This is a genomic window from Mycobacterium sp. E3247 (assembly GCF_001667785.1).
In the GTDB taxonomy this organism is placed as follows: Bacteria; Actinomycetota; Actinomycetes; order Mycobacteriales; family Mycobacteriaceae; genus Mycobacterium.
Genome location: NZ_LZJG01000490.1, coordinates 52,168 through 72,241, shown reverse-complemented (window position 1 = coordinate 72,241; position 20,074 = coordinate 52,168). Strand labels below are relative to the sequence as shown.

Below are 20,074 nucleotides of genomic sequence, written 5' to 3'. Positions count from 1 at the left end.
GCGAGAGCACCGGGTGGTGCCGCAGCCCGCCGAGGGCTACCTCCACGCGAAGACCGGTTGCTCCAGCTCGTCGACCGGGTCGTGACGACCCTCCAGACACCACCACCGCAGCTGCAGCAGCACGGCACCCGTGGGGGCGTGAATCAGGTCGTTGCCCAACGGGATCTGCACCACCGGGCGGGGGCTCTCCGGGATCGAGATGAATCGCGGGGAATCGTCGCGCTGCAGCTGGTGTAACCCCACCCGGTATACCGCCACCACCTCGTCGGGCGCCGGCCGGGGATCCAGGCGACCGCCGCCCCAGATCACGACCGGCGTGATGACGTACCCGGACCGGGTCGGGTAGTCGTCCATCAGGCCGAGCACGGTCGAGCCCGGCAGGTCGATGTCGACCTCCTCGCGCATTTCCCGCAGCGCCGCGTCCACCGCGGTCTCCCCCGGATCGAGCCGGCCACCGGGCAGCGCCCATTGCGCGGCGTGAGAATTCAGGCGAGACGCCCTGCGGCACAATAGAAACGCCGCACCGCCGGATACGCCGACCATCCTGCCGTCAAGGCCGGGTTCCGGCATCGGGCGGCCACCGATCCACTCGTCCACCGGCGCCGGATCCACCCGGTCCTCGCCGGGGGTCGAGTCGACCAGCACCACGGCGACCGCCGCGTGCCGCCTCGTCGGGTCGGTCACCTCGCGACGGCCGTGGGCCGCCAGGTGGTCCCTGATCCGCTCGCGCAGCGCCTCGTCGTACGGGATCGTCACGGTTCGAGACTATGCGGGTGTCTCCGGCACCCCACGGACTGCCGCCGGAATGACAAACCCCGTCCCGGCCGGGTACCCCGGTGAACGCTCCGCGGCCCGGTGTCGTAGGTGTGCATGGATGAGAGGAGACGAATGAAGGTCATCGGTTTCGAAGAGCACTACAAGCTCCCGGCGATAGGCGAAGAACACCAGAACGCGGCGACCGGACTGCTGAAGGAGGCGGGTTACGGCTCACCGGGGGCCGAAGGGGAATGGCCGCCGGGCATCAACGACCTGGGCGAGGGCCGGATCGCCGCGATGGACGCCGCGGGCGTCGACATGCAGATCCTCTCGCACTCCGTCCCCGGCCCCGAGACGCTGGAACCCGCGAGGGCCGCCGAGCTGGCCCGCCGGGCCAACGACGCGGTGGTGGCCGCCATCGGCCGGCACCCGGACCGCTTCCGCGGCTTCGCCGCCCTGCCGATGCGCGACCCGGCGGCGGCCGCCGTCGAGCTCGAACGCACCGTCCGTGATCATGGCTTCGTGGGTGCCCTGATCAACGGTCACATCAACGGCCGCTATCTCGACGACACCTTCTTCTGGCCGGTTTTCGAATCCGCCGAAACACTGGGCGTGCCAATCTTTTTGCATCCCACGATGCCTCCGCAGCCGGTCATCGACGCTTACTACGCGGGCTTTGACCCGAAAGTGTCGGCCCGGTTGGCCGGCGCAGGGGTGGGCTGGCATCTCGATACGGGTGTGCACTGCCTGCGGCTGATCCTGGGCGGGGTGTTCGACCGGTTCCCCCGGCTGCAGATCATCGTCGGCCACCACTTCGAGGCGCTGAGCTGGATGGGATGGCGCACCGACTACTCGTTCACGCCAGAGGTGACCGGCCTCAAGCGCACCGTGAAGGAATACCTTCGGGAGAACTTCTACGGCGGCATACTCGCCGGCGACTTCTTCACCCAGGAACCCGGTGCGATGGATCCCAGTTGGAGTCTGTCGTTCAACGCCTACCTCGCGATGGTGAACGTCATCGGGATCGACCGGGTCGTGTTCACGGCCGACTACCCTTACGGAAACATCAACGCCTGCCGGCAGTTTCTCGATCGGATGCCCATCAGCGAAGTCGATCGGGAAAAGATTGCCCACCGCAACGCCGAGCGCCTGCTGAGGCTCTGAGCCACCGGGTGATTCGGCGGGCCGTCCGTCACAGCGGGGCCGCCCGATCCGGCACGTGTGATTAACTGCGACGGTGCAAAGAGAACCGGTGCTGGCGCGGCGCTTCTTCGACAGGTTCGAGCCGGTGCATGCGGTGACATATTTCGCGCCGGAGGCGCGTGCGGCGCTGGACGGGTTGGGCTACCGCGGCTTCTGGATGGGCTACTTCGCGGCCCGGTCGGCACCGCTGGGCATGGTGCCGCGCGAGGTGGTCACCGCCGTCTTCTACAACTTCGCCCCCGAACGGGTCGCCAAGGCGCTGCCGGCGGCCTGGCAGGTCGCCGGCCCCGACGCGGCGTTGCGCGCCCGGCAGGAGTCCGCCGTCGCCGCGCTGCGCCGCTACGGACTGGACGCGGACCAAAACGTCCGAACGGCAGCGGATTTGGCGGGAAAGGCGGCACGGCAGGCGCGGCTCGACGGCCGTCCGCTGTTCGCCGCGAACCTGGCGCTGCCCTGGCCGGAGGATCCGCTGGCCGCGCTATGGCACGCGACGACGCTGTTGCGCGAGCACCGCGGCGACGGGCACGTGGCGGTGCTGGCCGCCGCCGGCATCTCGGGCCGGGAATCCAACGTCCTGCATGCCGCCGCGGGCGGGGTGCCCCGCGAGTACATCGCGCGCACCCGCGATTACGACGAGGCCGCGTGGGCGCACCACGAGCGGCGCCTGGCCGAGCGAGGACTGCTCGGTGATGGCGGCTCGCTCACCGCGGCCGGCCGCGAACTGAAAGAGCACATCGAACGGTCCACCGATGCGCTTTCCCTGTCGGCACTCGACGCGCTCACCGACGACGAGGTGGAAACGCTGTTCCGCACGCTCACCCCGATCACCCGTGCCGTGGTCGCCGGGGGCGATGTCCCGGACCTCACTCCGATGACCTTGCGCCGCGACGAATTGCACGACGACAGCGCGCATTTGACTTCCTAGCCGCCGCCGGCGAGCCCACCTGATTGCCACTCTGAACCCGGTCGGACGCTGCGCCGGCTGCCCGGCTTGCCGGAGGAGCCGCGCATCATCGCCGTCGACAACGGCTCGACCGAGCCTCGCCGGCGTGACCGCCGGCATCACCGTCGAACCTCAGCGGCGGGTTAGCCTAGCTCGATGACCAGTCAGCGGGTACCCGGCGGAGTCGTACACGAGCTTCCCGCGGACCTGCGCGACTCGCTGATCGCCAACGCCGCGGCGCTCGCCGCGTGGAACGACATCACACCGTTGGCCCGCAACGAGTTCATCTGCTGGGTAGAGGACGCCAAGCAGGAGGCGACCAGGCGGCGCCGCATTCGCCGGACCCAGGAGGAGCTGGAAGAGGGCAAGCGCCGGCCGTGCTGCTGGCCGGGGTGCAAGCACCGCGAGCGCACCGGCAAATGAGTTCGCTGGTCAGCGGCCCAGCGACTTGTAGAACACCAGGCCGTTGCCCTTGTTGTCGTAGACCACGGCGCGGCGTTCGTGCGCGTCGTCGTAGGGGGCTTTGACGATGCCGCCGCCGCTGGCCTCCACCGCCTTGGCCGCGGCGTCGACGTCGGCGGTCTTGATACCGACGACGACCTGACCCGGTATGGGATGGTCCACGGACGTCGCCAGCGCGAGCGTGACCGGGCCGCCGTCGAGGGCGGCGAAGTGCGCTCCGTCGCGGAACTTCAGCGGCATGCCCAGGGTCTCGCTGTAGAACCGGATCGACTCGTCGAGGTCATCGGTCGACAGGACGATCATCTTCACTTCGTGGTCGCTCACGGGGCCTCCTCTGGCGCTGGATGGCATACAGACTAGGCCGCGCAACCCGCCAGGAGAAGGGGGCGGCAGTGGAATGCGTCGCGCGCTGGACACGTTGCGCGGCAGCGTCGTTGACGAATTCGGCCCCCGCGGCGGGCGAGTGTCAGGTGTGGCCGGCCGGAACGACCTGCCCGTCAAGGTAATCCATCGGCGGTCCGTCCCCGCGCCCGGCGTCGCGGTCGGCCACCGCGGTGGCCAGGGCGGTGCCGTCCTGAATGGTTCCGACGATTTCGACGTGGTCGTTGACGGTGAAATGCGGTGCGGCGCTGCCGGGTTGGCCGTGAGCGATGAGTGTGGTGTTGGGGGTGACGCGATAGGTCTGGGTGTAGCCGTTCGCGCTGCGCGCGGTGACCGAGCCCTCCGACACGGCGATCACCGTGCCCTCCTGCCGCACGGGCTGGGATGCGGCCGGCGGCTCCTGGCTCGCCTCCACAGTGCGCTTCTCGTCGTGGGGCGCGTTGAGCACCAGGACCGCACACGCCGCCGCACACACCATCGAGGCCGATACGACGTCACAGAGGCCTACCACGGCCGACCGCCGGCGCGCGGCCAGATCAGCTGACGGTCTTTGCTGCGGCGTCGCGGTCATTCGATGCTTGGCACTCACGATCAATCCTTCCCTGCGGTTTCGCGCCGAGGAAAGTCGGTGCGTACCGAGTCAGGTTGTTGCTCGTGGTTTTACCCCGGGTCCGGCGCCGATAAACCGATCCGGGTCCCGCGCCGGCGTGTCCGGATGGTCAGCCCTTGACGAGGGTGAACTGCGCGACGTCGGTGTAGCCCTCGCGGAAGAGGTCGGCGCAACCGGTCAGGTACTTCATGTACCGGTCGTAGACCTCTTGGGACTGGATCGCGATGGCCTCGTCGCGGCGGGACTCGAGCGCGGCCGCCCAGGTGTCGAGGGTGCGTGCGTAGTGCAGGCGCAGCGGCTGGTACAGACCCAGGCCGAAGCCGGCCCGCTCGGCGTGCTCGACGACGTTCTTAGCTTGCGGCAGGTCACCGCCCGGGAAGATCTCATCCATGATGAATTTCATGAACCGCAGTTTCGTCATGGTGATGGGCAGCCCGCGCTCGGCGAATTCCTCGTCGCTGGGCTTGATGATGGTGTGCAGCATCATCACCCCGTCGGCGGGCAGCGCCTCGTAGGCCATCTTGAAGAAGTCGGGGTAGCGGTCCCGACCGAAGTGCTCGAAGGCGCCGATGGACACGATCCGGTCCACCTTTTCGTCGAACTGCTCCCAGCCCTGCAGCAGCACCCGCTTGCTGCGCGGGCTGGGGTGCTGGTCCAAACGCTGCTGCACGTGTGCCTGCTGGTTGCGGCTCAGGGTCAGGCCGACGACGTTGACGTCATTGCGCTCGAGCGCCCGGACGATGGTGGTGCCCCAGCCGCAGCCGATGTCGAGCAGCGTCTGACCCGCTTGTAGCCCGAGCTTGCCCAGCGACAGGTCGACCTTCGCCAACTGCGCCTCTTCGAGGGTCATGTCGTCACGTTCGAAGTAGGCGCAGCTGTAGGTCCGCGTGGGGTCCAAGAAGAGCGCGAAGAAGTCGTCGGACAGGTCGTAGTGCGCCTGAACGTCCTCGAAATGCGGCTTCAGGCTTGTGGGCTCACTGCGGTTTTCCGGCACAAACAACCTCTGACATCGGTGGGGCTCAGCGGCGTGCGATCGCTGTCGATCGCCACGCTGGTGACCTAGTGTATCCGCACGGTGTGCGCCGCCCCGCCGGCGCATTCCCCGGTTGACTGGTTCCGCCGCCATGGGACACCATGGCCGCGAACCGTAACGGTGAGGAGGTGGGCCGCCGCAATGGCCGACATCACCATGTTGATCCTCGCCGACCACGAGTGGTTCCGCGAACAGTTCGCCAAGCTGGATTACCTGCAGGCGCAGACACCGTCGGACCAGGCCGCGCTGGCGCGGGTGTGGCGTCCCCTCGCCGACAAGCTGGACGTCCACGCCTACGTCGAAGAGAAGATCTTCTATCCGCAGTTGCTCAGGCGCGGCTCCGACGAGGCCGAAGGCGAGACGCTCGACGCCATCGGGGACCACAACGACATCCGCGACGGAGTGCGCGACGCCGACGCCGCCCAGGTCGGCACCGAACAGTGGTGGGCCGCGGTCGGACGCACCCGCGAGGCCAACGACGACCACATGGGGGAAGAGGAGCGAGAAGGGCTGTCGGACTTCCGTCGGACCGCCCCCATCGGCCTCCGCGAAGCGCTGGGGCGGCAATACAGCGATTTCATGGCCGAACATCCCACCACCGAAGGGTTGCCGATCGTCGACCGTGACCCCCAACGCTATGTCGAAGACGTCGAGGCCACCGCGCAGTCCGCGCCGCAGGAACGGTCTGCGCCGCAGGATTTCTCGCTTCGCATCGGCAGCCTGAAAGGTCAGTGAGTTCTCGCGCACCCGGCCCGGGTCGTTACCATCGGCCACCGGTCGATGAAGACGATAGAGCCGGTTGGGAGTGAGATTTGTTCGGCCCGCGCAACTTCTGGGTACGCAATTCGTCGATGAGTGCACGGGGCCGCCGGAGGAAATGGGCACGCAAAGAGATCCGGGTCGCCGACCCGGCCATGCGCCAGACCATCATGGGGACCGCCATCGGCAACTTCATGGAGTGGTACGACTTCGGCGTCTACGGCTACATCGCCACCACCATCGCCCAGGTGTTCTTTCCCGGTAAGAGCGTCAGCGGCGTCCACCTCATCGCGACCTTCGGCACCCTGGCGGCAGCCTTCGTGGTGCGCCCGCTCGGCGGGTTCATCTTCGGCCCGCTCGGCGACCGCATCGGACGACACCGGGTGCTCGTCGTCACCATCCTGATGATGACCGTGAGCACCACCGTGACGGGCCTGCTGCCCGGTTACAGCGCCATCGGCATCTGGGCACCGATCCTGCTCGTCATCGCCCGCATCTTTCAGGGCCTGTCGACCGGCGGCGAGTACGTCGGCGCGATGACCTACCTGGTCGAGCAGGCCCCCGACCACAAACGCGGCATGATGGTCGGGTTTTTGCCGATGGGCAATCTGGTCGGGTTCGTGCTCGCCGGGATGCTGGTGACCGGGCTGCAGACCTGGCTGCCCGAGAACGACATGCTGACGTACGGCTGGCGCATTCCGCTGCTGCTGGGCCTGCCGTTCGGCCTGTTCGCGCTGTTCCTGCGGCTGCGGCTCGAGGAGTCCTCCGCGTACGAAACGGCGACGGACGCCGGGCACCCGCCCGAGAGCGGCCGGCAGCAGTTTCGGCGCACGGTCGTCGACCAGTGGCGCGGCCTGCTGATCTGCGCCGCGCTGGTGCTGACCTCACAGGTGGCCGACTTCATGCTGACCGGCTACCTGCCGACCTACCTGAAACTGTTCGTGCGCGTCGGTCACACCGCCGGGCTGGTGATGATCGTGGTGACGCTGGCGATCCTGATGGTCACCGTGGTGCTGGTCGCCGCGTTGTCCGACCGCATCGGCGTCAAACCGATCATGTGGACCGGCTGCGCGCTGCTGGTCGTGGGTTCCATTCCCGCGTTCCTGCTCATCCGATTCGGCAGCATCTACCCGGTGATCTTCCTCGGCGTGCTGCTGATCGGATTGATGGAGCTGTGCTTCGACAGCACAGCACCCGCGATGCTGCCTGCGCTTTTTCCCACCAACGTGCGCTACGGGGCGCTGGCCATCTCGTACAACATCTCGATATCGGCCGTGGGCGGCACCACGCCGCTGATCGCCCAGGCGCTGGTGTCGGGTACCGGCAACGTCATGGCGCCCGCCTACATGCTGATCGTCGGCGGCCTGGTGGGCGCCGTCACGCTGCTGTTCACCCCGGAGGTGGCCGGGCAACCGCTGCCCGGGTCCGGGCCCGCGGTGGAAAGCGAGCGGGAGGCCCGCGAGCTGGCCGACGACGTCAGGTAGCCGGCCCGCTCAGACACCTCAAACCCGTTGACCACGCGCCTGTTTCGTAGCCGATAGGTGAAAGCCACTGCCACGAAACGGTTTTCGACGGCCGCGTGTGAGAATCGCCGGCCTGGGTATATAGGCGGTGTGCTCCAGCAACGCTGCCGCCCCACCGCCCCCGCAGGCGCCCCACCCGGGCCGTCGCGTTGACGGCCCAACCCAAACCGGTCCCCGATGACCTTCGCCGGTTGGCCGCGGCACACGGGGTGGCGACCTCCTACCGAAATGAGCGGCGAGAGCCGGTGGAGGTCGACGCCGACGTCGTCATCCGGGTGCTCGGCCTGCTCGACGTCGACGCCGCGACCGAAGCCGACCGGCGCCGCGAGTTGGCCCGACTGGCCGAGCGGGACCGCGCCGGCGCCCTGGCGCCGACGGTGGCGGTACGGGTGGACGGGCGTCCCCGGCCGCTGCCCCGGGCCGCCCTGCTGGTGGCCGAGGACGGCGACCAAATCGAGGTGCACGACGAGCTGCCCGGTGACCTGGCCGCGGGCTGGTATCGGCTGCACCTGAGCGACGGCCAGGAAGCCACCCTGGTGGCCGCGCCGCCGCGGGTGCCGCCGACGCCGGCCACCTGGGGCTGGATGCTGCAGCTCTACGGGTTGCGGTCGGCGCGGTCCTGGGGCGTGGGTGACCTGGGCGACCTGCGGGAGTTCGTCGAGTGGACGGCCTCCGAGCACGGGGCAGGCGCGGTACTGCTCAACCCGCTCAGCGCCCCCGGACCGACGCATCCGGTGCAGCCGTCCCCCTACACCCCGTCGAGCCGGCGGTTCGCCAACCCGCTGGCCTTACGGGTCGAGGACCTCGACGCCTACCGCCGGGCCGATTCGGACACCCGTGCGGAGGTGGACGCGCTCCGGGTCTCCGCGACCACCGAGCGCATCGACTATGACCTGGTGTGGGCGGCCAAACGGTCGGCCCTGGAGTTGCTGTGGCGCGCCGAAGGCCGCCCCAGCCCACTGGACGAATCGGTCGCCGGGACGGGGCTGCGGGATTGGGCCACGTACTGCGCGCTGGCCGAGCGCCACGGCGGCCGGTGGACCTGCTGGCCCGCGCCGTTGCGTGACGTCGCCGGGCCGGCGGTGGTGGCGGCCCGCCATGAGCTGGCGCCGCGGGTGGCGTTCCATACCTGGATGCAGCAACGCTGCGACGAGCAGCTCACCGCGGTGCGCAACGCCGCACGGAACGCGGGCATGGCGCTCGGCGTCCTGCACGACCTGCCGGTCGGTGTGGACGCGAACGGCGCCGACGCGTGGGCGTTGGCCGACGTGCTCGCCGCGGGGGTCAGCGTCGGGGCTCCGCCGGACAACTTCACCCCGCGGGGACAGGATTGGGGACTGCCGCCGTGGCGGCCGGACCGCCTCGCCGCCACCGGCTATGCCGCGCTGCGGGACATGCTGCGCGCGGTGCTCGGCCACGCCGACGGTCTCCGGATCGACCATGTGGCCGGGCTGTGGCGGCTGTGGTGGATTCCCCCGGGCGACGGCCCGGATCGCGGCACCTACGTGCACTACGACGCCGACGTCATGCTGGCGGTCCTGGCGCTGGAGGCGCACCGGGCTGGGACCACCGTCGTCGGCGAGGACCTCGGCACCGTCGAACCGGAGGTGACCCAGGCGCTGGCCGACAACGAGATGCTCGGGTGCGCGGTGTCCTGGTTCACCCGCGACCAGTCCGCGCCCGACGAGCCCCTGCTTCCGCCGGCGAGGTGGCCGTCGCGGGCGGCGGCCAGCCTGTCCACCCACGACCTGCCCACGGCGGCCGGATTTCTGCGCGGCGAACACGTGCGCGCCCGCGCCGACCTCGGCCGGCTCGACGACGTGGCGGGCGAACAGTCGGTGGCCGACAAGGAACGGGCCGAGTGGCTGCAGCTGCTGCGCGCCGAGGGGCTCCTGACGGGCACCAATCCGGACGAGGCCGCGATCATCACCGCGATGCACCGATTGCTGGCGGCGACCCCCAGCCGCCTGAAGTTGATTTCGCCGTACGACGTGCTGGCCGAACCCCGCCAGCCCAACTTGCCGGGAACCATCGACGAGTATCCGAACTGGCGGCTTCCGCTGCCGGCAACTCTCGAGGAACTGCGGGCCGACCCCCGGGTCGCCGAGATCACCGCCGCCTTCCGCGAGTCGCAGTAGGCCAAACGGCCGCGGCCGCAAGCGCTTCGGCCCACCGCCGGAATCGGGTCGTGAATCGCGATTAGCAAACGCGCGCTGCGGCTACTACGACATGGGCGTGTACCGCGCGGACGGTGCAACGAAAGAACGGGGTTGACCATGGAACCGATATCGCCGACCGATGCGCTGTTTCTCATCGGCGAGTCGCGCGAACACCCGATGCACGTGGGATCGCTGCAACTCTTCGAGCCGCCCGAGGACGCCGGGCCCCATTTCGTCCGCGAGTCTTACCAGGCCATGGTCGAGTGCACGGACGTGCAACCGACGTTCCGCAAGCACCCTGCCTTCTTCGGCGGTCTGACCAACCTCGCGTGGTCGTTCGACAACGACGTCGAGCTCGACTACCACCTGCGCCGCTCGGCCCTCCCCGAGCCGGGCCGGGTCCGCGACCTGCTGGAACTGGCGTCCCGGCTGCACGGCAGCCTGCTCGACCGGCACCGCCCGCTGTGGGAGGCCCACCTGGTCGAGGGACTGCAGGACGGCCGGTACGCGGTTTACACCAAGTACCACCACTCCCTCATGGACGGCGTGTCCGCGATGCGGCTGGTGCAGCGCGCCTTCACTCCCGACCCGCACGACGACGAAGTGCGCGTCCCGTGGACCCTCCGGCCGCGCAAGCGAAGCGGGGGGCACAAGCGCCGGTCGCTGCTCGGGCGTGCCGGGGGCGCCGCCGGTTCGGCGCTCGCCCTGGCGCCGTCCACGCTGAAGCTGGCGCGGGCCGCACTCCTCGAGCAACAACTCACGCTGCCCTTCCGCGCGCCGCGAAGCATGTTCAACGTCCGGATCGGCGGCGCCCGGCGGGTGGCCGCACAGTCGTGGTCGCTGGACCGGATCAAAGCGGTCAAGTCCGCGGCCGAAGTGACGATCAACGACGTGGTGCTCGCCATGTGCGCCGGGGCCCTGCGCGCCTACCTCCTCGAGCAGAGCGCACTCCCGGACGCCCCCCTGACCGCGATGGTGCCGGTCAATCTCCGCAAGGCCGACGACGACCGCGGGGGCAACCAGGTCGGCACGTTCTTGTGCAACTTGGCAACGGATCTCGACGACCCGGCGCGGCGTCTCGAGATCATCAGCACCTCGATTCGCGACACCAAAGAGGTGTTCCAGCAGTTGCCCCCGGTTCAGCAACTGGCCCTGTCGGCATTCAACATCGGTGGCCTGTTCTTCGGGCTGATCCCCGGCTACCTGTCGGCGGCGTCACCGCCGTTCAACATCGTCATCTCCAACGTGTCGACCGGCCCCTCCGAGCCGCTGTACTGGCGTGGCGCGCGTCTGGACGGAAACTACCCCCTGTCCATCCCGCTCGACGGCCAGGCGGTCAACATCACCGTGACCAACAATGCCGACAACCTCGACTTCGGCCTGGTGGGCTGCCGCCGCAGCGTCCCGCACCTGCAGCGGCTGCTGGGCCACTTGGAGACGTCGCTGAAGGACCTGGAACGCGCCGTCGGCGTGTAGCGGATGGGGCCTAGGACGCCTCCGCCTGGGGCCTGGTGGTGTAGTCCAGGCACACCGTGGTGCCGTTGGGACGGGCATTGATGGTGCAGTGGTCGGCGAGCGCGTGCATCAGCATGATGCCGCGGGATCGGTGGGGATCGCTGAGGCGCTGCGGCGAGGGGTGGTGCCAGGATCCGCGGTCGCTGACACACACGCTGATCGACTGGGCGGCGGGATCGTGGCTTGCCTGCAGTTTCATGGTGCCCGCCGCGCGGTGGGTCCGGTAGGCGTGCTCGACACAGTTGGCCAAGGCCTCGTTGACGCCCAGAATGATGTCGTCGCGTACCTCCGCGGGGGCCTCAGTCACGTCCTGAAGCCACCGGCGCAGGGCGCGGCGAAGTTCGGCCGCCGTAACGGCGTCAGCGGCACCGGCGCAGGTCAGCCGCGCGGGCGTCACGACCGTGGGTGGAAGTAGTGAGGTCATGCTAAGGGCATACCCAGTTGCGGGCGTGGTGTTAACTTGTTGGCCGTCTCGCTTTGGCCACAGGCGGATACACATTGGGAATCGGCTTGCCGTACAACGATATACAGAGGGATCCTATGGAATTCCGAGCATTCATCGAGCCGCAGCAGGGCGCCCGCTACGCCGATCAGGTCGCGGTTGCCCAGACCGCCGAACAGCTGGGTTTCGCGGCGTTCTTCCGGTCCGACCACTATCTGGCGATGAGCGGCGACGGCCTGCCGGGCCCCACCGATTCCTGGGTGACCCTGGGTGCGATCGCGCGGGAGACATCGAGCATCCGGCTGGGCACCCTGGTGACGTCCGCAACGTTCCGTTATCCGGGTCCGCTGGCCATCGCGGTGGCCCAGGTGGACGAGATGAGCTCAGGGCGCGTCGAATTCGGCCTGGGCAGCGGCTGGTTCGAGAAGGAGCATCAGGCGTACGGGATTCCGTTTCCCCCGCTGCGCGAGCGGTTCGACCGGCTCAGCGAACAGCTGGCCATCGTGACCGGCCTGTGGGCGACCGAGCCCGGTGAGACCTTCGACTACGCCGGCGAGTACTACACCATCGCCGGGTCACCGGCGCTGCCCAAGCCGACGCAACGCCCGCACCCACCGATCGTCATCGGCGGCCTCGGCGCCCAGCGGACGCCGCGGCTGGCGGCGAAGTACGCGGCCGAGTTCAACGTTCCGTTCGCGCCGATAGGCGTGGCGGAGAAGCAGTATCAACGCGTGGCGGAGGCGGTCGCCGCGGCCGGCAGGCCGGCCGACTCGATGGTCTACTCGAGCGCCTTCGTGCTGTGCGCTGGGCGTAACGACAAGCAGGTGACCCGCCGGGCCGCCGCGATCGGGCGTGACCTCGACGAGTTACGCGGCAACAGCCCGCTCGTCGGCACGCCCGCCGAGATCGTCGACAACCTGGGCGCCTGGAAACAGATCGGCGTGCAGCGCGTGTACACCCAGTTGCTTGATCTGTCCGATCTGGCGCATCTGGAGTTGGTGGCGAGCGAGGTTATGCCGCAACTGCTTTGACGCGCACGGATGAGCTCGTCACGAGGACTCGGCCTCGGCGCGTTCCTCCTCGAGCCGGTCCTTGCTGCGCAGCAACCGCAGCAACGTCACGAACAGCAGGCCGCCGATCATGTTGCCCACCACGGTATAGGCGAACCAGCCCAGCCAGGTCAGATAGCCGAAGGGTGCGTGGCCGGTGGCCAGCGCGCCGAAGATCAACAGCGAATCAAGGATCGAATGGAACAGCCGTAGCCCGGCGAGCAGGAAGGCGGCGGCGACGGCGGCGGCGATCTTGGCGGGCACGGAGTCCGTGCCGTGTTGCATCCGGGTCATCAGCGTGATGACCATGCCGCCAAGAACGGCCAGCGCCATGCTCTGACCCGAGAGCGGCGCGGTGGCGAAGTGGGTGCCGGATTCGATGGTCTGTGCGTGCAGTTCGGGAAACCCGGTCATGATCAGCCACATGATCACCCAGCCGCCCACGAGGTTGGCGAACATGGTGCCGCCCCACAGTTTGAGCAGCTGCGGGAGGCTGGCGCGCTTGGCGGCCACGGTGACGACGGGGATGATGAAGCCCTCGGTGAACAGCTCACTGCGCCCCAGCAGCAGGGCCAGGAAGCCGATCGAGAACGCGACCCCGGCCAGCAGCGGACGGTGCGTGGCGTCGAGCACCGCCAGATAGGCGAGCACCCCGATCCCCACCTCGGTGCCGCCGAAGAAGCCGGTGACCAGCACGCCGCGCCAGGTCCGGTGCAGGCGCTGGGTGCCCTCGCTCAGCATCCTGCTGAAGGCATCCTCGAGCTCGTCCTCGATCGGGCTGTCGGTCTGTCCGAGCTCGCGCTGGGTCGTCTCACTCATGGTGGATGGCCAGATACCCGTTATTCGGCGGGCGGGCCATCCGGTGTGAGGCATCTGACACCAGCCGTTGCGCCGTCACCGGCGCGGTCGAAGGACAGGTGTCACCAGTTCGCCCGTGTCGAGGTAACTCTCCAGGTTCCGGATCGCCAGCAGCGCCATCGCCCTGCGGGTGCGGCCGGTGGCGCTGCCGATGTGCGGGAACAACACCACGTTGTCCAGCGTCAACAGTTCGGTCGGCACGTGGGGTTCGTCGGCGAACACGTCCAGCCCCGCCCCGCCCAGGGCTCCGCCGGCCAGCAACTCCACGAGCGCGTCCTGATCGACGACGCTGCCGCGGGCGATGTTGATCAGGTAACCCTCCGGCCCCAACGCCTCGAGGACGGTGCGGTCGACCAGGTGGCGAGTGTGGGGATCGCCCGTGGTGGCCACGACGAGGATGTCGACCGACTCGGCCAGCTCTACCGGCGAGTCGGCGTAGCGGTACGGCGACCCGTCGATGCGGTGGCGATTGTGATACGCGATGGCACAGTCGAAGCCGAGCAGACGGGTCGCGATGGCCGAGCCGATCCGGCCCAGGCCGAGGATCCCGACCTGCAGACCGTTGACGTCACGGCCGTACGGGAATGGGCCGTCGCGTACCCATCGGCCCGCCCGCACGTAGCGGTCCGCGGCGCCGAAACGGCGCAGGGTCATCAGGATCAGGCCCAGTGCGGTGTCGGCCACGGTGTCCGACAGGACGTCGGGAGTGTTGCTGACACCGATTCCGCGGCGCTGCGCCGCGGGCAGATCGATCATGTCCACCCCGGCCCCGTTGTTGACGATGACCTCCAAATTGGGCAGCGCCGCGATCGTGTCGGCGTCGAGGCCGGGCGGCCCCGATGTGATCGCCACCCGGATGTCGGGCCCGTGCTCGGCCAGGAAGGCGGCCCGCCCGGGGCCGTCGGGAAGCTTCGTGATGTCGTAGCGCGCGGTCAGCTCGGCGTCGAACGTCCGCTCGAAGGCTCCCACCCGCACCGCGCCCGGGATCTTTTCAGTCGTCACCCCTCCATCATCGGGCGCGCGGAAATATCCGGGCACCCGCGGTCGTTGTCCACCGAGACGGTGTCGGACATTCCCCCGGGTACCACCTGTAGAACCGTCGCTTCGAGCGACCACTTGCCGAGAGGCGCGAAGACGGCACCGTCCCAAACTTTTTCGTCGCGCGCGGGAAGCAAATCCGCGGCGGCTTGGTTGCACCGCGAATGCGCGTCGGAGTCGTGTTCCCGCAGACCGAGCTCGGCGGAGATCCCGCGGTGGTACGCGCGTACGGGCAGGCGGTCGAAGGGCTCGGATTCACCCACATCCTCGCCTACGACCACGTCGTGGGCGCCGACCCGGGCGTGCACCGGGGCTGGGACGGCCCCTACGACATCGACTCGACGTTTCACGAGCCGTTCGTCATGTTCGGCTACCTGGCCGCGATCACGTCGCTGGAGCTCGTGACCGGCGTCATCATCCTGCCGCAGCGGCAGACGGCACTGGTGGCCAAGCAAGCCGCTGAGGTCGACCTGCTGACCGGCGGCAGGTTCCGGCTCGGCGTCGGATTGGGCTGGAACGCCGTCGAATACGAAGCGCTGGGTGAGACGTTCACCAATCGCGGCAGGCGCTCCGAGGAGCAGATCGAGCTCCTGCGCAGGCTGTGGACCGAACGATCCGTCACCTTCGATGGGAAATACCACACGGTGACCGCCGCGGGGCTCGCGCCGCTGCCCACCCAACGCCCGATTCCGGTGTGGATCGGCGCGGCCTCCGACCGCGGGTTGGAACGCGCGGGGCGGCTCGCCGACGGCTGGTTCCCGATGACCGCTCCGGGACCCGGTCTGGACCACGCGCGCGCACAGGTGCAGCGCGCCGCAGCGGCCGCAGGCCGGGACGCGGAGAGCCTAGGCATGGAAGGCCGGGTCAGCTGGACCGGCAACCCGGACAAGGCGTCCGCGGACATCGCCGCTTGGCGAACCGCCGGCGCCACCCACCTGTCGGTCAACACCATGAACGCAGGGCTTGCGACCGTCGACGACCACCTGGCCGCGCTGGAGCGGGTCGCCGAGGACCTGAAGTAGCGCCTAGCCGGCGTCCGCTTCGACCAGACTGAGATGCGCTGGGCGGTTGGCTTTCGACGACTTGCGCACGCGCCCATAAGGTTCCATCGGCCCGTCGTGGACCTTGACCTCTCCGCCGGTGGCGCCATGCCGGCGTCGCCAGTCGCTGATCGCTTGGTGCGCCGCGTGATCGAGGTAGGTTGCCCTCAGGTGAATGGTGACCGCGGCGCGATCGGGGATCGTCGCGAGCACGCCCGTCAGCCGGGGCAGGGCCAGGAAAGTGCATGCGCCTTCGATCAAGACGTGCCATTCGCCATCCACGGGCTTGGCTTCCACCCTGGCCCGCACCACGCGCCAACCGGTGACGACGACCGCCACGGCGAGTCCAATCAGCACGCCGTGCAGCAGATTGAGGAAGACGACGCCGACGATCGTCACCAGATAGACGGCGAGATCGCCATTACGCGAGGCGGTCTCGATGTGAGCCGGCTTCAACAGCTCGATTCCGATGACGATGAGCAACCCCGCGAGCGCCGCGGTGGGGATCTGTTCGACCAGTCCCGCGAAGGGTACGGCAAACAGCAGGACCCACACCCCGTGCATGATCGTCGAGGCGCGAGTTTTGGCGCCCGCGTTGACGTTCGCCGCGCTGCGCACGATTACGCCTGCGATCGGGAGCCCGCCGATCGCGCCCGACGCCATATTCGCCGCGCCCTGCCCGATCAGCTCGCGGTTGAAGTCGGTGCGCGCCCCGGTGTGCATGCGGTCGATCGAGACGGCCGTCAACAGGCTTTGAACGCTGGTGATCAGCGTGACGGTGATCACCGCGATCACGACCGCCCGCCAGTCGCCCTCGGGCAGCTGGGGCAGCTGCAGCGCCTCCAGCACCGAGCCCTCCAGCCTGATGCGGGACACGTTGAACGGCAACGCGGCCGAGAGGACGGTGACGGCGACGATGGCGACCAGTGGGCCGGGGATCTTGGCCACCCGGGCCGGGGCCCAGCGCCAGGCGATCAGAATGGCGATGACGAGCAGGCCCAGCACGACCCCAGGCCGGTGCGCGCCGACGATTTGGGCGGGCAGGCCGACGACGTTCGTCCAGGCCGAGCTCTGCGATTGGCCGCCGAGCAATACGTGCACCTGCTGCAGCGCGATTGTGATTCCGATGCCGGCCAGCATGGCGTGCACCACGACCGGTGAGATCACCAAGGCGGCCCGTGCGATTCGGCTGATTCCCAACATCACTTGCAGGGCCCCGGCGATGACGGTGATGAAACATGTTACTGCCCAGCCGAACTGGGCGACCAGATCGGCGACGACGACGGTGAGTCCGGCGGCCGGACCACTGACCTGCAACGGTGACCCGCCGAGGCGCCCTGCGACGATGCCGCCGACGATCGCCGCGATCAAACCGGACAGCACCGGGGCGTCGGACGCGATCGCGATGCCCAGCGACAAGGGAAGCGCCACCAGAAAGACCACCAACGACGCCGGCAGGTCGTACTGAATGGCCGCGCGCCACCGGTCGCCTCGAACCGGTTGCGCCCGCTCGGTGTCGTTTTCAGCTGGCCGCCCGGCGTGTGGCATCGGCCCTCCCTGGGATATGCATGAGGGGCGCGTTCGGGTAGCCACCCGTAACGCACCAGGAGCGGAGCGTAACGCTCTCGGGCACAATCGATCCCACACCGCCGCGAACGTCGTTGTCCCGCTTCAGCGTGCCGTGCCTATGCGTATCGACGGTATGGGGCGGCCCACCGGGTCGCAACCCGACCTTCCAGGCGCATATCGAACGCAAATCTTTTGCCGCGCAGTGCGCTCGGGGGCGCAATGAGGCGCGGGGTTGCGCCCGCACGTCGAAATCACCTGCGGTTCAACGAATTACTCCAGGACGAAGACCGGTATCCGCCTCGCTGTCTTCGCCTGATATTCGGCGTAGGGCGGATAGGCCTCGACCGCCCGTTGCCACCACTGCTCGCGCTCGTCCGCCTCGAGTTCGCGCGCGCTGAGCGCGAAGACCTTGTCGCCATCCTGCAGCGTCACGTCCGGATTGGCTTTGAGGTTGAAGTACCACGACGGGTGTGCGGGGGCTCCGCCCTTCGACGCGACCATGGCGTATCGGCCGTCGTTTTCGACGCGCATCATCGGCACGTACCGCTTCTTGCCGGACTTCGCTCCGGTCACCGTCACCAGCACGACGGGCCGGTCCAGGATCTCGACCCCGTCGGTCGTGCCTTGCTCGAGGATCTGCTCGGTCTGCTCGCGCACCCAGTCCCTCGGGCTCAGTTCGATCTCGTCGGCCATACCCGATCTCAACACGTCCCCGCGCCGCAGTCATCCCCCCGGAAATCGTCGATCCGTCGGTCCCTCGACGGGCGCGTAGAGTGGGCCGCATCGCTTAAATGAGCTAACTAACCAGGGAGAGGAGTCGGGTAGTGGCCCGCACCGAGAACGACACATGGGACCTGGCCTCGAGCGTCGGAGCGACCGCAACGGCCGTGGCCGCTCAGCGGGCGATCGCTTCGAAAGGGCCTGAGCCGCTGCTGAACGACCCCTTCGCCGATCCACTCGTGCGCGCCGTGGGCAGCGAGGTCTTCGTCAAGCTCCTCGACAACGAAATCGACCGCTCCGACGATCCCCTGCTGAATCGCGAGGCCGTGAACGAGCAGATCACGGTCCGCACCCGATACTTCGACGACTTCTTCATGCAGGCAACGCAATCCGGGGTCCGCCAGGCGGTCATCCTGGCGTCGGGCCTGGACACCCGTGCCTACCGCCTGTCCTGGCCGGCCGGCACGGTGGTCTACGAGATCGACCAGCCCGAGGTCATCGAGTTCAAGACGCGGGTGCTGGCCGACCTGGGCGCCGCGCCGGCCGCCGAGCGCCGCACGGTGGCGATCGACCTGCGCGAGGACTGGCCGGCCGCCCTGGTCAAGACCGGCTTCGACGCCGGCGCGCCGACGGCGTGGAGCGCCGAAGGCCTGCTCGTCTACCTGCCACCCGAGGCGCAGGACCGCTTGTTCGACAACGTCGTCGCGTTGTCCGCGCCGGGCAGCCGGATCGCGACCGAGCACATGGATCTGCGCAACATCCCGGCGGACTGGGCGCAGAAGCTGACCGAGCGGTCGCAACGCCTGGGCTCCGACATCAATCTGGCCGAGCTCTTCTACACCGGCGATCGCAACACCGCCGCCGAATACCTGGCGGCGCACGGCTGGCGGGTCGACATCCGGACCACCGAGGAGGCCTTCGCCGCCCACGGGTTCGAGGTGCCCGACGACGAGCTGGCTTCCTTCGGCGAGGACTCCGGTTACCTGACCGCCACGCTGCCCTAAGCCGGCCGTTCGCAATATCAACCCCATTGACATATATCAGTGCGGTTGATACAAAGGTTTCATGTCTCAACCGACTCACGAAATGTTCGAAGCCGCCTACCGGGGCGAAGCCCCGGAGATGGGCGAGGGCAACCGCCCGCCGTGGAGCATCGGCGAGCCGCAGCCGGAGATCGCCGCGCTGATCGAGGCCGGGAAGTTCCACGGCGACGTGCTCGATGCCGGATGCGGGGAGGCGGCGGTGTCGTTGTTCCTCGCCGAGCGCGGCTTCATCACGGTGGGCTTGGACCAGTCGCCCACCGCCATCAATTTGGCACGCGAGAAGGCGGCCAGGCGTGGCCTTACCAATGCCACCTTCGATGTCGCGGATATCAGCGCCTTCGACGGTTACGACGGTCGATTCGGCACGATCGTCGACAGCACCCTTTTCCACTCGATGCCCGTCGAGCTACGCGAGGGCTATCAGCGATCCATCGTGCGGGCGGCCGCGTCGGGCGCCTCCTATTTCGTGCTGGTCTTCGACCGTGAGGGCGTGCCGGCCGAGAGCCCGATCAACGCGGTGACCGAGGAGGAGCTGCGCGACGTGGTCGCCAAGTACTGGGTCATCGACGAGATCCGGCCGGCACGCATCCACGCCAACGTGCCCGACAGCTTCCTGGAGGGATCCGAGGCCTTCGCCGGCACCGACATTCGCGACGAGGGCAACGGCCGCAAGTCGATGCGGGCCTGGCTGCTGTCCGCGCATCTCGGCTAGCGGCGAGGTTTCGGGGCGCGGGATTCGGGAGACCCTGCCTGGAGCGACATCACCGGTCAGAGGAGCTCACGTGGACCAGCAAGCCAATCTCGACCCGCCGCCCGCGCCCGACGACGCCCGGCAGGCGACCGAAGAACAGCGCAAGCTGCAGGAACAACTCGAGCATCAGAACGATGACCCCGACGCGCCCGGGTTGCAGCAGTCCCGCCGTGACACGGCCGACGAAAGCACGCGCTAGGTTGCACAACCGCCTGGCAAG

The 20,074-nt window shown here is 68.6% G+C and carries 21 protein-coding genes; 12 read left to right on the top strand and 9 right to left on the bottom strand.

All coding sequences use genetic code 11. The annotated features are described in order from the left end of the window. Positions 1 to 36: 36 nt before the first annotated feature. Entirely contained in the window at positions 37 to 756 is a 720-nt protein-coding gene (locus A9X04_RS24625) for a CoA pyrophosphatase (protein ID WP_067926328.1), read from the bottom strand. Positions 757 to 888: 132 nt separating this feature from the next. Between A9X04_RS24625 and A9X04_RS24620 the strand changes: the two genes are divergently transcribed. The 3 genes from A9X04_RS24620 (at position 889) to A9X04_RS24610 (ending at position 3,325) form a co-directional block, all read left to right on the top strand. Continuing rightward, positions 889 to 1,920, top strand: coding sequence for an amidohydrolase family protein (locus tag A9X04_RS24620; RefSeq protein ID WP_067926326.1), 1,032 nt, complete (start codon positions 889 to 891; stop codon positions 1,918 to 1,920). A 73-nt stretch (positions 1,921 to 1,993) separates the two neighbouring features. Continuing rightward, positions 1,994 to 2,884: a hypothetical protein gene (locus A9X04_RS24615; RefSeq protein WP_067926323.1), complete on the top strand. Its 891-nt coding sequence runs from the start codon at positions 1,994 to 1,996 to the stop codon at positions 2,882 to 2,884. Between the two features lie 174 nt (positions 2,885 to 3,058). Beyond that, entirely contained in the window at positions 3,059 to 3,325 is a 267-nt protein-coding gene (locus A9X04_RS24610; RefSeq protein ID WP_067926321.1) for a YdeI/OmpD-associated family protein, read from the top strand. A gap of 9 nt (positions 3,326 to 3,334) precedes the next feature. On the opposite strand, the gene A9X04_RS24605 is transcribed toward A9X04_RS24610, so the two are convergent. The 3 genes from A9X04_RS24605 to A9X04_RS24595 all read right to left on the bottom strand — a co-directional run bounded on the left by A9X04_RS24605 (position 3,335) and on the right by A9X04_RS24595 (position 5,349). Beyond that, entirely contained in the window at positions 3,335 to 3,688 is a 354-nt protein-coding gene (locus tag A9X04_RS24605) for a VOC family protein (RefSeq protein WP_067926318.1), read from the bottom strand. Between the two features lie 142 nt (positions 3,689 to 3,830). Beyond that, entirely contained in the window at positions 3,831 to 4,334 is a 504-nt protein-coding gene (locus A9X04_RS24600) for a hypothetical protein (RefSeq protein WP_067926371.1), read from the bottom strand. A gap of 130 nt (positions 4,335 to 4,464) precedes the next feature. Further along, positions 4,465 to 5,349, bottom strand: a complete 885-nt coding sequence (locus A9X04_RS24595; RefSeq protein WP_067926315.1) for a cyclopropane mycolic acid synthase family methyltransferase — start codon at positions 5,347 to 5,349, stop codon at positions 4,465 to 4,467. Between the two features lie 180 nt (positions 5,350 to 5,529). Between A9X04_RS24595 and A9X04_RS24590 the strand changes: the two genes are divergently transcribed. The 4 genes from A9X04_RS24590 to A9X04_RS24575 all read left to right on the top strand — a co-directional run bounded on the left by A9X04_RS24590 (position 5,530) and on the right by A9X04_RS24575 (position 11,305). Then, positions 5,530 to 6,123, top strand: a complete 594-nt coding sequence (locus A9X04_RS24590; RefSeq protein WP_067926312.1) for a hemerythrin domain-containing protein — start codon at positions 5,530 to 5,532, stop codon at positions 6,121 to 6,123. Positions 6,124 to 6,302: 179 nt separating this feature from the next. Continuing rightward, positions 6,303 to 7,631, top strand: a complete 1,329-nt coding sequence (locus A9X04_RS24585) for an MFS transporter (protein WP_067926368.1) — start codon at positions 6,303 to 6,305, stop codon at positions 7,629 to 7,631. Between the two features lie 230 nt (positions 7,632 to 7,861). Then, positions 7,862 to 9,808 (top strand): 4-alpha-glucanotransferase, encoded by a 1,947-nt coding sequence (gene malQ / locus A9X04_RS24580; RefSeq protein WP_067926310.1) that lies wholly within the window; start codon positions 7,862 to 7,864, stop codon positions 9,806 to 9,808. 138 nt (positions 9,809 to 9,946) lie between these two features. Beyond that, the gene (locus A9X04_RS24575; RefSeq protein ID WP_067926307.1) at positions 9,947 to 11,305 is read left to right on the top strand and encodes a wax ester/triacylglycerol synthase family O-acyltransferase; all 1,359 of its coding nucleotides are present in this window, start codon (positions 9,947 to 9,949) and stop codon (positions 11,303 to 11,305) included. A gap of 10 nt (positions 11,306 to 11,315) precedes the next feature. Here A9X04_RS24575 and A9X04_RS24570 read toward each other — a convergent pair whose 3' ends face one another. Then, entirely contained in the window at positions 11,316 to 11,768 is a 453-nt protein-coding gene (locus A9X04_RS24570) for an ATP-binding protein (protein ID WP_067926304.1), read from the bottom strand. Between the two features lie 116 nt (positions 11,769 to 11,884). On the opposite strand from A9X04_RS24570, the gene A9X04_RS24565 reads away from it, so the two are divergent. Next, a complete protein-coding gene (locus A9X04_RS24565) occupies positions 11,885 to 12,817 on the top strand; it encodes an LLM class F420-dependent oxidoreductase (protein ID WP_067926301.1) in 933 nt (310 codons plus the stop codon). 18 nt (positions 12,818 to 12,835) lie between these two features. On the opposite strand, the gene A9X04_RS24560 is transcribed toward A9X04_RS24565, so the two are convergent. Both A9X04_RS24560 and A9X04_RS24555 read right to left on the bottom strand, forming a co-directional pair. Next, positions 12,836 to 13,654: a formate/nitrite transporter family protein gene (locus A9X04_RS24560; RefSeq protein WP_067926298.1), complete on the bottom strand. Its 819-nt coding sequence runs from the start codon at positions 13,652 to 13,654 to the stop codon at positions 12,836 to 12,838. 75 nt (positions 13,655 to 13,729) lie between these two features. Continuing rightward, positions 13,730 to 14,695, bottom strand: a complete 966-nt coding sequence (locus A9X04_RS24555; RefSeq protein WP_067926295.1) for a 2-hydroxyacid dehydrogenase — start codon at positions 14,693 to 14,695, stop codon at positions 13,730 to 13,732. A 200-nt stretch (positions 14,696 to 14,895) separates the two neighbouring features. On the opposite strand from A9X04_RS24555, the gene A9X04_RS24550 reads away from it, so the two are divergent. Further along, a complete protein-coding gene (locus A9X04_RS24550; protein ID WP_067926293.1) occupies positions 14,896 to 15,753 on the top strand; it encodes an LLM class F420-dependent oxidoreductase in 858 nt (285 codons plus the stop codon). A 3-nt stretch (positions 15,754 to 15,756) separates the two neighbouring features. On the opposite strand, the gene A9X04_RS24545 is transcribed toward A9X04_RS24550, so the two are convergent. Then, on the bottom strand, positions 15,757 to 17,319 hold the full coding sequence (locus tag A9X04_RS24545) for a SulP family inorganic anion transporter (protein ID WP_067926290.1): 1,563 nt from the start codon (positions 17,317 to 17,319) through the stop codon (positions 15,757 to 15,759). A gap of 291 nt (positions 17,320 to 17,610) precedes the next feature. Then, positions 17,611 to 18,033 carry a nitroreductase family deazaflavin-dependent oxidoreductase gene (locus A9X04_RS24540; RefSeq protein WP_067926287.1) on the bottom strand — a complete coding sequence of 141 codons (423 nt, stop codon included), beginning with the start codon at positions 18,031 to 18,033 and terminating at the stop codon, positions 17,611 to 17,613. Between the two features lie 131 nt (positions 18,034 to 18,164). Between A9X04_RS24540 and A9X04_RS24535 the strand changes: the two genes are divergently transcribed. From A9X04_RS24535 to A9X04_RS31130, 3 genes are all read left to right on the top strand, one after another. After that, on the top strand, positions 18,165 to 19,064 hold the full coding sequence (locus tag A9X04_RS24535) for a class I SAM-dependent methyltransferase (RefSeq protein ID WP_067926285.1): 900 nt from the start codon (positions 18,165 to 18,167) through the stop codon (positions 19,062 to 19,064). A gap of 61 nt (positions 19,065 to 19,125) precedes the next feature. Continuing rightward, positions 19,126 to 19,815: a class I SAM-dependent methyltransferase gene (locus tag A9X04_RS24530; protein ID WP_067926282.1), complete on the top strand. Its 690-nt coding sequence runs from the start codon at positions 19,126 to 19,128 to the stop codon at positions 19,813 to 19,815. Positions 19,816 to 19,885: 70 nt separating this feature from the next. After that, positions 19,886 to 20,053 (top strand): hypothetical protein, encoded by a 168-nt coding sequence (locus A9X04_RS31130; protein WP_197509361.1) that lies wholly within the window; start codon positions 19,886 to 19,888, stop codon positions 20,051 to 20,053. Positions 20,054 to 20,074 lie beyond the last annotated feature (21 nt).

Coding starts and splice junctions, on each gene's coding strand:
- A9X04_RS24590 (WP_067926312.1), top strand. CDS start 5,530: ATGGCCGACATCACCATGTTGATCCTCGCCGACCACGAGTGGTTCCGC.
- A9X04_RS24540 (WP_067926287.1), bottom strand. CDS start 18,033: ATGGCCGACGAGATCGAACTGAGCCCGAGGGACTGGGTGCGCGAGCAG.
- A9X04_RS24575 (WP_067926307.1), top strand. CDS start 9,947: ATGGAACCGATATCGCCGACCGATGCGCTGTTTCTCATCGGCGAGTCG.
- A9X04_RS24560 (WP_067926298.1), bottom strand. CDS start 13,654: ATGAGTGAGACGACCCAGCGCGAGCTCGGACAGACCGACAGCCCGATC.
- A9X04_RS24570 (WP_067926304.1), bottom strand. CDS start 11,768: ATGACCTCACTACTTCCACCCACGGTCGTGACGCCCGCGCGGCTGACC.
- A9X04_RS24565 (WP_067926301.1), top strand. CDS start 11,885: ATGGAATTCCGAGCATTCATCGAGCCGCAGCAGGGCGCCCGCTACGCC.
- A9X04_RS24610 (WP_067926321.1), top strand. CDS start 3,059: ATGACCAGTCAGCGGGTACCCGGCGGAGTCGTACACGAGCTTCCCGCG.
- A9X04_RS24530 (WP_067926282.1), top strand. CDS start 19,126: ATGTCTCAACCGACTCACGAAATGTTCGAAGCCGCCTACCGGGGCGAA.
- A9X04_RS24585 (WP_067926368.1), top strand. CDS start 6,303: ATGCGCCAGACCATCATGGGGACCGCCATCGGCAACTTCATGGAGTGG.
- A9X04_RS24545 (WP_067926290.1), bottom strand. CDS start 17,319: ATGCCACACGCCGGGCGGCCAGCTGAAAACGACACCGAGCGGGCGCAA.
- A9X04_RS24550 (WP_067926293.1), top strand. CDS start 14,896: ATGCGCGTCGGAGTCGTGTTCCCGCAGACCGAGCTCGGCGGAGATCCC.
- A9X04_RS24620 (WP_067926326.1), top strand. CDS start 889: ATGAAGGTCATCGGTTTCGAAGAGCACTACAAGCTCCCGGCGATAGGC.